This window comes from Streptomyces sp. 11x1 (assembly GCF_032598905.1).
Classification (GTDB): domain Bacteria; phylum Actinomycetota; class Actinomycetes; order Streptomycetales; family Streptomycetaceae; genus Streptomyces.
This window is the reverse complement of sequence record NZ_CP122458.1, coordinates 2,206,926-2,219,631: the sequence shown is the minus strand read 5'-3', so window position 1 is coordinate 2,219,631 and position 12,706 is coordinate 2,206,926. Positions and strand designations below refer to the sequence as shown.

The window sequence follows — 12,706 nt, the reverse complement described above, 5'->3', positions numbered from 1 at the left end:
CCGGCCTATCCGAAGAGCTTCTTCAGTTCCTTGTTGACCTTCGCGTCGGCCTTGGTGAGTTCCTTGTCCGGGTCGCCGCCCTTGCGCACGCAGTTGGCGAGGACGTCATCCAGGGCGGTGATGCTCGCCTGGGTCCAGCCGATGTTGTCGAAGTGGCCGAACTCGTTGAAGAGCTTGACGCCCTCAGCGGGCAGGCCCGACTTCAGCTTGTCGGCGGACTCCGCGATCGAGGTGCGCGGCGGGATGTGGAAGCCGTAGGAGAGCGCCCAGTCCTCCTGGTACTCCTTCTGGTCGATCCACAGCCACTTCACGTACTCCTTGGTGGCTTCGAGGTTCTTGCTCTTGGCGTTGACGAACATCGACCAGCCGCCGTTGTAGACGGACTGCTTGCCGGCGCTGCCGACCTTCGGGAACGGGAAGATGCCGAGGTCGTCGCCGAGCGCCTCCTGCATCTGCGGCATCGCCCACATGCCGCACCACTGCATGGCGGTCAGGCCCTGGTTGAGCGCGGACGGGTCCCAGAAGTCGGTCGGGGCGTCGAGCAGCAGGTCACCGCTGGTGAACAGCTTGCGCAGCTGCTTGAAGCCGTCGACGACCGCGTCCGTGTGGTAGGCGATCTGGTTCTTCTCGTCGAGGTGCTGCGCGCCGGCCGACCAGATCAGCGGGTTGATCATCGAGTGCAGGGTGTTGCCGAGGTAGGCGCCCTTGACCTTGTCCGTGGTCAGCTTGGCGGCGGCCTCGGCCAGCTCCTCCAGCGTCTGCGGAACCTCCACACCGGCCTTCTCGAACAGCGACGGGCGGTAGAAGAAGAACTGCGGGTCGTCGATCATCCGGATGCCGTAGATCTTGCCGTCGACCGTGTGCGACTGGATGTCGGCCGGGTTGAAGTCGTCCTTGACCGGGTCTATCAGGTCGGTCAGGTCCGCGACCTGCCCGCTCTCGATCATCTGCAGCTGCGGGTGGAACTCGAAGCAGTCGGGGGCCTTGTCCGTGAGCAGCGAGGCGAACAGCTTGCTCTCGAAGTTGGAGCCGGTGATCCACTGCGTGGTCACGTTGGTTTCCTTGTAGGCCTTCGCGTACCGCTTGATGGCCTGCTCGGTGCCCGCCTCGCCGTACGCGTGGAAGTACTGCGTGAGACCGGCACCCCCGCCGCTGCTTCGACCGGTGTTGCCGCCGCACGCGGCCAGTCCGCCGGCCGCGGCCAGACCCAGCGCGGCCCGCAAAGCGGTACGGCGGTCGAAGTTGCTGTTCCTGAATGCCGACATGCTGACGTCCTTGTCTCGAGTACGGCTGCGGCTCTGCGCCCATGACTCGGCGGCTCAGTGCCGAATGGCTCAGTGGCTCAAAGAGGCTTGCGGTGCGGGACGTTAACCTTCGGCTAAGGCTTCGGCAAGGGGTTGGACGAAGTCTGTTCGAAGCGTTGTATTCGGTTCGGTGGTCCGAACGTCCATGCGACGCAAAGGGGTTGACGTGGGGGGAGAGGGCCGCCGGGTCAGGGTCCGGCGGCCCTCGGCTCAGGGGTGTTCGGGCAGGCGGGAGCGCTCTTCGGGCCGCCCTCGGCGGCGCACGGCGGGCCTGCTCCGCGACGCGACCGGCGCCGCCCGGGTGCCCGGTTTCTGCCCGACCGGCTGCAGCGCGCCCTCCAGCGCGAACGTCGCCGCGCCCAGGCACGCCGGATCGCTCGGGATCGGGGAGAGCACGATCTCGGTGGCCGCCATCGGACGCGGCAGCGCGTGCCGGGCGACGGCCTCGCGCACCTCCGCGACCAGCGGCTCGCCCAGGGCGGCCGCGACCCAGCTGCTGAGCACGACCACCTCGGGATTGAAGAGGTTGACCAGGTCGGCGATGCCCGCCCCGAGATACCGGGCGGTGTCCCGCACCACCTTGACCGCCACCGGGTCGCGCCGGGCCACGCCGCGGGCCAGGGCCGCGATGGTGGCCGTCTGGTCCTCGGGGTGCAGCAGCGTACTGCGCGGACTCAGCTCCCGGAGGTTCAGCATGATCCCCGGGGCGCCCACGTACGTCTCCACGCAGCCGTGGTTGCCGCAGTGGCACAGCCGCCCGTCCAGCACGATCGTCGTATGGCCCCACTCGCCCGCGCTGTTGCTCACCCCCCGGTGCAGCCCGCCGTCCAGGACGAGCCCGGCGCCCACGCCGGTGCCGAGGGTGATCACCGCGGCGTCCCCGCGTCCGCGGGCGGCCCCGAACCACAGCTCGGCCACCGCGACCGCGCGCAGCGGATTGTCCAGGTGCAGGGGGTAGGCGATGTGCTCGGTCAGCAGATCGAGCAGCGGCACGTCGTGCCAGTCCCAGTTGGGCGCGTACTCCGAGATGCCGGTGGCGCGGTCGACCTGCCCCGGCACGCTCACCCCGACGCCGAGCACCCGGGCGCCCTCGGTGCCGGCCTGCGCGACCACGGAGCCGACGGCGGCGGCCACGTGCCCCACCATCTGCTCGGGCAGGCTCTCACCGGGACGGACGTTCTCCTCGGCGCGGGCCAGCACGTTCAGCGCCAGGTCGAACAGCTCGACACGGACGTAGGTCTCCGCGATGTCGACGCCGATCAACGCGCCCCCCGACGCGTTGACGGCCACCAGTCCACGGGGGCGCCCGCCCGCCGAGTCCTCGAACCCGACCTCGGTGATCATGCGGAGGTCGAGCAGTTCGCCGACGAGCGTGGCGACCGTGGCCAGGCTCAGCCCGGTGGCCGCCGCCAGCTCCTGCCGGGAGGTGGGAGACTTGGCGATGATCTGGCGCAGCACCTCGTAGCGGTTCGCGGTGCGGATGTCGCGTGAGGTGCGCTTCACCGACGACATGATCCCCTCGATCCCTCCAGGCCATGACGAGGCCTAGTGCCCCGGCGCGGCGCCAAGGTTATGGCGAGGAGGGACTTTCTACAAGGGGTTAAGAAAGGGGGTTTACAAAGTCCCTCGGTGACTCGCTCGACTCACTCGCCGAGCACCTCCCGTACGAAGGCGTTGCGGAACTTGCCCGCCGGGTCCAGGACTTCGGCCGACGCCCGGAAATCACCCAGCCGGGGGTACAGCGCCCGCAGCTCCGCCGCCGGGACCGTGAACACCTTGCCCCAGTGCGGCCGGGCCTCGAACGGCGCGAGCACCTCCTCGACCCGCCGGACCACGGGCAGCACGGGCGCCGGGTCCGCGATCCAGGTGAAGTGGAGCGCGACCGTGTCCCGGCCGTGGGCGGGACTCAGCCACTGCTCGTCGGCGGCGACCGTACGCACCTCGCACACCTGGAGCACCGGCGCGACGACATGCCGGATCCCGTCCAGCGCCCGCAGCGCCTCCCCGGCGAACGAGCGCGGCAGCAGATACTCGGACTGCAACTCGTCCCCGCTGCTCGGCGTGAACTCGGCCCGGAAGTGCGGCAGCCGCTCGTGCCACGGGCCGGGCACCCCGAACTGCTCGGTGCAGTTCACCGCCGGCATCCCCGGCACCGGATGCATCGCCTCCGTCGCGGGCGCCGCCCACGGGAAGTCCGTGGCGGCCCGGTCCATGCGCTGCTTGACCCATGCCTGGTCGAAGCCGGAGTGCCGCCAGCGGGTGAAGAGACTGACGCTGTACGCCGCCCCCGACACGGCCGCGAAGTCCAGCCCCGCCAGCGGGAGTTCACCGTAGACCCGCTGGCCGACCTCGAAGGCCGGTTCCAGGTCGAGGGTGAGTGCGGTGACCACGCCGAGCGCTCCGAGCGAGGTCACCGCCCCGCCGAAACGGTCGTCGCCGCGCGCGAGCGTCAGCGTGGTGCCGTCCGCCGTGACCAGCTCGACCGCGCGCACCGCCGACGCGAGCGGGCCGTTCGCGTCGCCCGAGCCGTGCGTACCGGTGGCCACCGAGCCCGCGACGGAGATGTGCGGCAGGGAGGCCATGTTGTGCAGGGCGAGACCGTGGGCGTGCACCGCGCGGGCCAGCTCCGCGTAGCGGACACCGCCGCCGACGCGTACGGTCCGGGCCGCCGTGTCCACCTCGATCTCCGGGGCCAGCCCGGTCAGGGACAGCAGTACGCCCCCGGGTCCCGGCTCCGCGATCTCGTTGAACGAGTGGCCGCTGCCCAGCACCCGCACCTTTTCGCTGCCCGCGACCAGGGCCCGCAGCGCGTCCACGGACCCGGGCCGGTGCAGCTCCCCGGCGGTGTACGTGATGTTCCCGGCCCAGTTCGTGATGGTCTCGGTCGTCATGCCTGATGTCCTCCGCTGGCCGTAGCTGTCGAGGCCATCCTCTCCGCCCCGCGCCGCTGCCGGTTCATTGACCTCCCCACGACCCCCTGCCTACCGTAGAGACCGCTTACTGTCCCCTGACCTCGCCCTCTCCCAGCGCCTCCCGGCCCCTCCCGGCCCTCCCAGTCCGCCCAGCCCTCCCAGCCGGAAGGTCCTTCCTTGCCCGAGCGTCCCCGCGCACTGTTCGCCATGACGGCCGAGAACGTTCCGCAGGTCTTCCCGCCGGACGTGCTGGCCCGGCTGAGGGCGACCGTGGACATCGACCCGGCCCTGATCGCCGAGGACTTCGCCGATCCCCAGGTCCGGTCGGCGCTGGCGGAGGCCGAGGCGCTGGTCACCGGCTGGGGCTGCCCCCGCATCGACGCGACGGTCCTCGACGCGGCGCCGAAGCTCCGCGCGGTGCTGCACTCGGCGGGCTCGGTGAAGGGATTCGTCACCCCGGCCGTCTGGGAACGCGGCATCACCGTCTCCACGGCCGCCACCGCCAACGCCCTGCCCGTCGCCGAATACACGCTGGCCATGATCCTGCTCGCCGGCAAGGACATCCTCGGCAGCCGCGAACGCCTGCGCGCCGAGCGCGTCTCGCCGGGCTGGGGGTTCGTCCCCGGCATCGGCAACCACGGCCGCCGCGTCGGCGTCATCGGCGCCTCCCGCATCGGCCGCCGCGTCATCGAACTGCTCCGCCCCTTCGACCTGCGGGTGAGCCTCACCGACCCCTACGTCGACGAGGCCGGGGCCACCGCCCTCGGCGTCCCCCTGCTCCCGCTCGACGACCTGCTGCGCACCTCGGACATCGTCACCGTGCACGCCCCCGACACCCCGGAGACCCACCGCCTGATCGACCGCCGCGCCCTGTCCCTGATGCCCGACGGGGCCGCCCTGATCAACACCGCGCGCGGCGCCCTCGTCGACCACGACGCCCTCGTCGACGAGCTGCGCGCCGGCCGCCTCTCCGCGATCCTCGACGTCACCGACCCCGAGCCGCTGCCCGCCGACTCGCCCCTGCTCGACCTCCCGAACGCCTTCGTCACCCCGCACCTGGCGGGCTCCCAGGGCAACGAGGTCGCCCGCCTCGGCCTCGCGGTCACGGAGGAGGCGGAACGACTGGCCGCCGGGGAGGAGTTGGCGCACGCGCTCGACCGGGGGGTGCTGGAGCGGACGGCGTGAGCGCCGGCCCCTGGGGCCGCGTCACTGAGTGGCGCGGCCAGGCCCCGGCTGGTGGCCACAAAGCTCTCACCAGCGGCTTTCGACCCTGGTCGAAAGGGGGCGCGACCGTTCCTCGTGAGTTGGCAGGCTTCGGTGCGGGACACGCACGTGCTGAGGAAAGGACCACGTCCATGAGGTTTCGATGGCTGGTCGTCACCGCCGGCCTGGCCGCCGCGCTCGGCACCACCCTCGCGGCGCCGTCCGCGTCCGCCGCGACCAACTGCCGGCGGCACGAGGACTGCATCAGGTGGTGGTGCAACAACGTCTCCGGTGCCCCGGTGTACGGATCGGTCGGCAGCAACCGCCTCTACCCCAACCCGAACCAGGCCGTCGGGACCATGAACACCAACCCGAGCTGGTTCTACTGCAAGCTCGACAACCAGGCCTGGGCGGGCGGGCCGCACCCGACCCGCTGGCTCAGGACCGTCACCGACAACGGCCAGCCCGGCTGGATGAAGGACACCGCCATCTACAGCGAGACGAACCCGCTGCGCGACTGCTGACCCACGCGAGGCGCACCCGAGCCTTCGAGCCTCCGCTCCAGTGGGGGCTTGTCGCGTAGTTCCCCGCGCCCCTATGACTCCGGGCGCGCCCCTTGACCCCGGGTGTGAGTAGTTGAGGTACAGGAAATCCCGGTGAGATTGATCTTGCTGGGCTTCTCCTGCCGGTCGTCGTTCCGGGCCTGTGCGAGCAGCTGGGCCACCATGTCGTCGGACCCGTCCTCGGCCTGGCGGGCCAGGTCGTCCAGCACGGTGTCGCCGTCGAGGACCTGCGCGGTGAGCCGTTCCATCAGCGCCGGGTCGGTGTCGCTGCCGGGCCCGGTGATGCGGGCGCGGACCGGACGGCGCGGGCCGATGACCTGTGCATCGTCGGACCCGGCGGTGTCTTCGGGCCCTCGCACCGCACGGCATGTTCGTCCCCGAATCCTGCGTGGGGACACCGAGTTGGCCGTAGAGCCACAGCACACGGGATGGGCGGGCCGGATGCGCATGACGAATCCGGAGCCGAGGCGGTGCGCCCGTTCCTCGTACGGAGAGGTCAACTCGGTGGGTGCGCATGTGGCCGCCGGGCATGTTGCGGGACCGGCGGTCGGGCAGAGCCCGCCGACGCGGTCACCGGCGGGCTGCACTCGTTCTGGGAATGGACGTCAGTGGGCCCGAATCGCCTCCGCGGGTGCCGTCCGCAACGCCTGGCGGGTCGGGAGTTCGATGGTCAGGAAGGCGGTGGCGGTGACCATGACGGCGAGGGCGGGCAGCAGCCAGACAGGGCCCGCGGGCCAGGGGCGGCCGAGGAAGCCCTGGCCCAGGAGGGCCAAGGGGACCGCGGAGAGCAGCAGGGCGGTGGTGAGTGCGGTCGCGGCGGTCACCGCGGCCTCGCGCCGCATCATCGCGCGGATCTGCCGGGGTGTGGTGCCGTTGAGGCGGAGGGCGCCCAGTTCGACCCGGCGCTGGGCGGTGGCTGCGACCAGCTTGTTGGCGATGCTCATCAGGAGGTAGACGAGCAGGACGACGATGGTGGCGAGGTTGATCCACACCTCGGGCGGGGCGTCCTTGAGGCTGCCTGTGGAAGGAAGGCTCGCGGGTGCGAGAACCAGGCCGGGACGGGATGCGGCGAGATCCGTCACATTCTGTCGGGCCGTCGCCGTGCCGTCCGTGCGAATCAGGAGGGACTGGTCGAGTGCCGTCGTGGTGTGCCCGGCGACCAGGTCGTGGGAGAGCACGACCGTCCCGAAACCGAGCCCACGGCCGTACACGGCGACTACCTCGGCGACGACCCGTGCCCCGTCGCCGAGGACCAGGCTCACCCGGTGGCCCACCGTCGCGGAGCGCGAACGGGCGACATCACTGCTGACGGCGACTGTCGCGCCGGTCAGACGGTCCAGGTCGCCCTCCCGCACATCGAGGTCGAGGACGCCCGCCGCGTCCGGGGTGAGGATCGTCGCTGAACCTGCCTCGGCCACCTTGTCGCCGAATGCCTCGTACTCCCACACCGCGGTCGTCGTGTTGACGGGGGCGGCGGCCCGTACACCGGCCGTCTTCTGTACAGCGGCGAGCGTGTCGGCATGCAGTCCACCCAACCCCGGTGCGGTCAGGCGCAGTTCGGCCAGGGTTCCGGTGCGGGTGTCATGGTCGGTGGCGGCCAGCACGGTGGTCTGGGTGAAGGTGTATGTCAGCACGAACACGACCGCCATCGCCAGGGCGGACACGATCCCCGCGTTGCGCAGGGCGTAGGCGCGGAGGTTGGCCATCGCCAGCCAGGTCGGCGCGTATCTGCCGTGGCGCGTCGCCCGCGCCGCCACGGCACCGACACCCCGCACCAGCGCCGGGCCCGCCAGGGCCAGGCCGATCGCCCCGACGATGCCGGCGATCGAGGTGGCTGCGGCGCCGACGACCGTGCGCAGGAACAGCGGCAGGGCCGACATGGCCGTCGCTGCGACGATGAGGAGCACTCCGATGCGCGTCCGGGTCCGTGACGGCTCACGCGGCTCGCTGCGCGATTCCGCGACCGCCTCGGTGGCCGGCATCCGCGAGGTGCGCCAGGCCGAGCAGCGGGCCGACGCCTGGACAGTCAGGAGTAGCAGGAGGACCGCCGCGAGAGCGGGCAACGGGCTGAAGACGAGGGGGAGTTCGTCCGGTACGACCCCGCGGTCCGCGAGGAGCTCACGGAACTGCCCGGCGAGCAGATAGCCGAGTCCCGCGCCGGGTGCCACGGCCACGGCGGTGACAAGGGTGGACTGCGTGGCGGCCAGCCTGCGTATCTGCCCCGGGGCTGCGCCGACGGCCCGCATCAGCGCGAGGTCGCGACGCTGCCCGGCGATCGACACGGCCAGCGCGCTCGCCATCACGAACCCGGTGATCAGCACGACGATCCCGGAGAGCGAACCGGCGAGCAGCACGAGCAACGCACGGGACGCGCCGACGCCGGGCGCGACCGTGTCGCCCCGCTCGGCACCTGTGACGGTGAGGAGTCCGGTGCCCTTCAGCTTCGTACGGACCTCGGAGGCCACCTTCTCCTCGGCGCCGGGCGCGGTGCGCAGGCCCACCAGGTCGACGCGACCGGACAGACCGGACACGACTACGGCCGTCTCGTCCGCGAAGTAGACGCCCGCGCCCGGCGCGTCGATCACCGCCGAGACGCGATAGCCGGTGGCCGGGCGGGCCTGGACGGCGACCTGGACCGTGTCGCCCGGCTCGACGCCCGCCGCCGCGGCGAGGGCACCGCCCACGGCGATCTCGTCGGAGGCGTTCGGTTCGCTGCCGGTGACGCGCACGTTCGCCAGCAGCTTCGTCGAGGACCAGCCGTGCCCCGCCGCCTGGGGATCGTCGCCTGGTACGACCTGTCCGCGGGCGTCGAGGAGGGCGGCGGGAAAACCGATGTCGCCGACCGCCGCGGTGACGCCGGGCAGCCGGCCCAGTTCGCCGACCAGCTCGGCCGGTATCCTGCGGCGTTCCGGGAGCGCGAGCGGCAGGGCTCCGGCCGGGTGGAACTCCTGGTCGGCCGCGACCACGACGGACGCGGCCGCCAGCCGTCCGGCGGGCAGGTGGGAGCGGAGGCCGGACTCGGCCAGGACACCGGTGGCGGTGATCAGTGCCGCACCCCCGAGGACCGCGCAGGCCACGGCGATCAGCGCCGTGACGCGGTGTCCGACCATCTGTAGCGCGAGACGCAACACGGTTCAGACCTCTCCCAAAGCGACCATGCGGCTCGCCAGTTCGGGGGCGGTCGGTGCCTTCAGGGCCTCGACCGCCCGGCCGTCCGCCATCACCAGCACCTGATGCGCACGGGCCGCGGCGGCCGGATCGTGGGTGACCATCACCACCGTCTGGCGCAGGTCGGCGACGAGATCGCGCAGCAGGTCGAGAACCCCGTGCGCGCTGCGCAGGTCGAGCGCGCCGGTCGGTTCGTCGGCGAACACGACGGCGGGTCTCGCCACCAACGCCCGCACCACGGCCGCTCGTTGCTGCTGGCCGCCGGAGAGCTCCGCAGGCCGGTGGTTCAGCCGGTCGGCCAGACCGACCCGCTCCACCAGCGTCCGCAGCCAGTCGCCGTCCGCCTTACGTCCGGCCAGCCGCAGCGGCAGCGTGATGTTGTCCTCGACGGAGAGGGAGGGGATCAGGTTGTACGCCTGGAACACGAACCCGACGCGATCCCGGCGGAGTCGGGTACGGCGGGTTTCGTCCAGCCCCGCGATCTCGTGACCGTCGATGCGGACGCTGCCCGACGTCGGGGAGTCGAGCCCGGCGGCGCAGTGCATCAGTGTGCTCTTGCCGGAGCCCGAGGGCCCCATCACGGCCAGGAAGGTGCCGTGTTCCACGGTCAACGAAACGTCGTTGAGTGCGCGTACGCCGCCCGGATACGCCTTGCTGACGCCCTCCAGGGCGATGGCGGGGGCGGTGTTCATCGCCGGCCCCGCAGGTTCCGTACGACGAGCGTGCCCACGCACAGGACGGTGACCGCGCCGCACACCAGGTGCACCCAGGTGTCGGCGTCACCGAAGGAGGCCGCCATGTTGGCGAGCGCACTGGCCACCAACACCGTCCACAGGAGAGCGCGGGCGATGTCCCCGGAGCCGAGCCGGTCGGCGGGATCGGGGGTTGTCGTGTGCTGCATGGGCTGCTCCCGGTGTCTCGTGGGGTGGTTCCGTCGTTGTCACCGACGCTATGGATCAGCACCCCCGGCGGCCGATCCCGCAGCCCGCCCGGTTCGGGGTACAGCAGGCTGTACTTCCTCGCCGCCCGGATGCCGTCGAACTCGGCGACGGCATAGGGTCGTTCGTATGACGACGGGCACGAGCGGGGCAGGCGGTGGAGCGGTGGAGCGACTCGACAGCCGCGAGAGCCTCAAGGACATCGCGCTACGGACCCTGAGCGCCGCCGGCCAGGCGATCGCCCAGCTCGCGTCCGGGCTCAACACGGCGCTGCTCGCCCTGCTGTTGCTGCTGTGCCTGACGCTCGCCGCAGCGACCGGCGTCGTGGGTGTCGGCCTGGTGACGGCGCCCGCGCTCCTGCGCACCCTGCATGCCCTGGCGGGCCGGGAACGGGCTCGACTCAACCGCTGGGGGCCCGAGGTCGCCGCCCCCGAGCCCCCGCCCGAGCGGCTGCGGGCCGCGCTCGTCGACCCCACCACCCGCCGCGAACTGGGTTGGCTGGTACGGCACTCGACTGTAGGGACGCTGCTCGGACTGCTTGGCGTCGTGCTGCCGGTCCTCGCCGTGCGGGACACCGGGTTCCCGCTGTACTGGACGCTCATGCCCGACGGCGCGACCGCCACCTCCGTGGGCATCGGGCACGCGCGCACCTGGCTGGATGCCTTCGCCGTGATGCTCCTGGGGGTGGGCTGGGTCGCCATCATTCTGGGCCTGGGGCCCGGTATGGCACGGCTCCAGTCGGGCCCCGGCCGGCGGCTCCTGTCAGCCGGCCCTGACGCGGACCTCTCCCTGCGTGTCGCGGAACTGACCGCCACTCGTGCCGCCGCCCTGGACGCCCACGCCACCGAACTGCGCCGCATCGAACGCTCGTTGCACGACGGCGCGCAGAACCGGCTCGTCTCCGTCGCCGTACTGATCGGGGCGTCCCGTCGCATGGTGGCCCGCGACCCGGCGGGCGCCGACGAACTCCTCGAACGTGCCCAGTCCGCAGCCGAACAGGCGCTGGCCGAACTGCGTACCGTCGCCCGCGGCATCCTGCCGCCGGTGCTGGCCGACCGGGGCCTCGCGGGTGCGCTCTCCGGGCTCGCCGCGGACTGCGCTGTGCCCTGCCGGATCGACGTGGACGTGCCCGAGCGCTGCGCCGCCTCCGTCGAGGCGACCGCCTACTTCGTCGTCGCCGAGGCCCTCACCAACATCGCCAAGCACAGCGGCGCCCGGCACGCCGTCGTCACGGCACGCGGCGGCCGGGGCCGGCTCCGGCTTTCGGTCGAGGACGACGGAAAGGGCGGCGCCGGGGTCACCCCCCGGGCCGTCGGCGCCGGTGAAGGGATCGGCGGCTCCGGGCTCGCCGGCATCCGTCGCCGGATTGCCGCGCACGACGGCGCCCTGACCGTGACCAGTCCGCCCGGTGGCCCGACCGTCCTGACTGTGGATCTTCCCTGTGGAATGTGACGGCCGAAGCCCGACCTGCGGAATCCGAGCTGTGGAGCCTGACGTGCGGATTGTGATAGCTGAGGACGACGCCCTGCTCCGCGAGGGGCTCGGCCTGCTGCTGCGTGCCGAGGGGCTCGACGTGGTGGCCACTGCGGGGAACCCCGACGAGGCGCTGGATGCCATCGACGTACACAAGCCGGACGTCGCCATCCTGGACGTACGGATGCCGCCGACCCATACCGACGAGGGGATCGTCGCCGCGGTCGAGGCCCGGCGCCGACGGCCCGACCTCGCCGTGCTCGTGCTGTCCGCGTACGTCGAGCAGAGCTTCGCCACCGAACTGCTCGGCAACGGGGTGAACGGCCTCGGCTACCTGCTCAAGGAACGTGTCGGCCGCGTCGAGGAGTTCATGGATGCGCTCCGCCGCGTCGCCGGTGGCGGCACCGCCATCGACCCGGAGGTCGTCTCCCAGCTCTTCACCCGCTCCCGCCAGGACACCCGCTTGGAACGGCTCAGCCCTCGCGAACGGGACGTACTCGCCCTGATGGCCGAAGGGCTGGGCAACTCTGCCATCGCCGAGAGGCTCGTCGTCACCGACGGCGCCGTCCACAAGCACATCCGCAGCATTTTCGCGAAACTCGACCTGTCCCCGATGGACCAGGTGGACCGCCGTGTCGCGGCCGTCCTGCGGTATCTGGAGGATCTGCGGCGGTTGGCCTGAGGCGGTGGGCGGGTACGGCCACGATACCAACGTTCAACGGCTTCGGGTCAGGCCGGCAGGTCGGGGGGGGGGGGTACCTGGCGAGCATGGTCTGGACGGTCTGTTCGACGGCGTCGTGGATGTCGGAGGCTGCGGGGTTGCAGTCGGTCAGCAGCATGCGGGGCCACAGGACGCAGTTGGCGATCATGCCGAGGAACTCGTTCGCGGCGCTCGCCGCGTCCGGCAGCGATCGAGGATCTTCCTCCGAACCCCCGCACCTGCCGATCGCGTGTGCTAGACGACCATGATCGTTCTCACCGGGATTCCTGTACCTCACCTACTCGCACCCCCACCCCCACCCGCCGACGCACCCCTACCTCCCCGAGCTGGAAGGCGCCACGCCCCGAACCACCCCCCACCCCCTCCGCCCGACCGCCGGAGGCATACCGTGGGGAATGCGCGCGGGCGACCCCCGCGCGTCGTC

At 71.7% G+C, this 12,706-nt stretch carries 11 protein-coding genes and 1 pseudogene; 4 read left to right on the top strand and 8 right to left on the bottom strand.

The features are described 5' to 3' along the window. Positions 1 to 5: 5 nt before the first annotated feature. The 3 genes from P8T65_RS09890 to P8T65_RS09880 form a co-directional block, all read right to left on the bottom strand. Positions 6 to 1,265, bottom strand: coding sequence for a sugar ABC transporter substrate-binding protein (locus P8T65_RS09890; protein ID WP_316725060.1), 1,260 nt, complete (start codon positions 1,263 to 1,265; stop codon positions 6 to 8). 249 nt (positions 1,266 to 1,514) lie between these two features. Continuing rightward, on the bottom strand, positions 1,515 to 2,816 hold the full coding sequence (locus P8T65_RS09885) for an ROK family transcriptional regulator (RefSeq protein WP_316725059.1): 1,302 nt from the start codon (positions 2,814 to 2,816) through the stop codon (positions 1,515 to 1,517). Positions 2,817 to 2,947: 131 nt separating this feature from the next. Continuing rightward, positions 2,948 to 4,195, bottom strand: coding sequence for an FAD-binding protein (locus tag P8T65_RS09880; protein WP_316725058.1), 1,248 nt, complete (start codon positions 4,193 to 4,195; stop codon positions 2,948 to 2,950). Between the two features lie 198 nt (positions 4,196 to 4,393). Here P8T65_RS09880 and P8T65_RS09875 point away from each other — a divergent pair, with 198 nt between their 5' ends. Together P8T65_RS09875 and P8T65_RS09870 are read left to right on the top strand one after the other, a co-directional pair. After that, a complete protein-coding gene (locus P8T65_RS09875) occupies positions 4,394 to 5,401 on the top strand; it encodes a hydroxyacid dehydrogenase (RefSeq protein ID WP_316725057.1) in 1,008 nt (335 codons plus the stop codon). Between the two features lie 170 nt (positions 5,402 to 5,571). After that, entirely contained in the window at positions 5,572 to 5,943 is a 372-nt protein-coding gene (locus P8T65_RS09870) for a hypothetical protein (RefSeq protein ID WP_316725056.1), read from the top strand. Positions 5,944 to 6,014: 71 nt separating this feature from the next. Here P8T65_RS09870 and P8T65_RS09865 read toward each other — a convergent pair whose 3' ends face one another. The 4 genes from P8T65_RS09865 to P8T65_RS09850 all read right to left on the bottom strand — a co-directional run bounded on the left by P8T65_RS09865 (position 6,015) and on the right by P8T65_RS09850 (position 10,051). Then, the gene (locus P8T65_RS09865) at positions 6,015 to 6,341 is read right to left on the bottom strand and encodes a hypothetical protein (RefSeq protein ID WP_316725055.1); all 327 of its coding nucleotides are present in this window, start codon (positions 6,339 to 6,341) and stop codon (positions 6,015 to 6,017) included. Between the two features lie 246 nt (positions 6,342 to 6,587). Continuing rightward, the gene (locus P8T65_RS09860; RefSeq protein WP_316725054.1) at positions 6,588 to 9,113 is read right to left on the bottom strand and encodes an FtsX-like permease family protein; all 2,526 of its coding nucleotides are present in this window, start codon (positions 9,111 to 9,113) and stop codon (positions 6,588 to 6,590) included. A gap of 3 nt (positions 9,114 to 9,116) precedes the next feature. Further along, positions 9,117 to 9,842 carry an ABC transporter ATP-binding protein gene (locus tag P8T65_RS09855; RefSeq protein WP_316725053.1) on the bottom strand — a complete coding sequence of 242 codons (726 nt, stop codon included), beginning with the start codon at positions 9,840 to 9,842 and terminating at the stop codon, positions 9,117 to 9,119. Beyond that, positions 9,839 to 10,051, bottom strand: a complete 213-nt coding sequence (locus P8T65_RS09850; protein ID WP_316725052.1) for a hypothetical protein — start codon at positions 10,049 to 10,051, stop codon at positions 9,839 to 9,841. The genes P8T65_RS09855 and P8T65_RS09850 overlap by 4 nt, the downstream gene beginning before the upstream one ends. A 166-nt stretch (positions 10,052 to 10,217) precedes the next feature. Here P8T65_RS09850 and P8T65_RS09845 point away from each other — a divergent pair, with 166 nt between their 5' ends. Beyond that, complete coding sequence (locus P8T65_RS09845; RefSeq protein WP_316725051.1) at positions 10,218 to 11,540, top strand: sensor domain-containing protein; 1,323 nt, start codon at positions 10,218 to 10,220, stop codon at positions 11,538 to 11,540. A gap of 43 nt (positions 11,541 to 11,583) precedes the next feature. After that, a complete protein-coding gene (locus P8T65_RS09840) occupies positions 11,584 to 12,243 on the top strand; it encodes a response regulator (RefSeq protein WP_184900821.1) in 660 nt (219 codons plus the stop codon). An 85-nt stretch (positions 12,244 to 12,328) separates the two neighbouring features. Here the strand turns inward: P8T65_RS09840 and P8T65_RS09835 are convergent. After that, positions 12,329 to 12,559, bottom strand: a pseudogene (locus P8T65_RS09835) (TetR/AcrR family transcriptional regulator C-terminal domain-containing protein); the annotation flags it as partial. Positions 12,560 to 12,706: the final 147 nt, after the last annotated feature.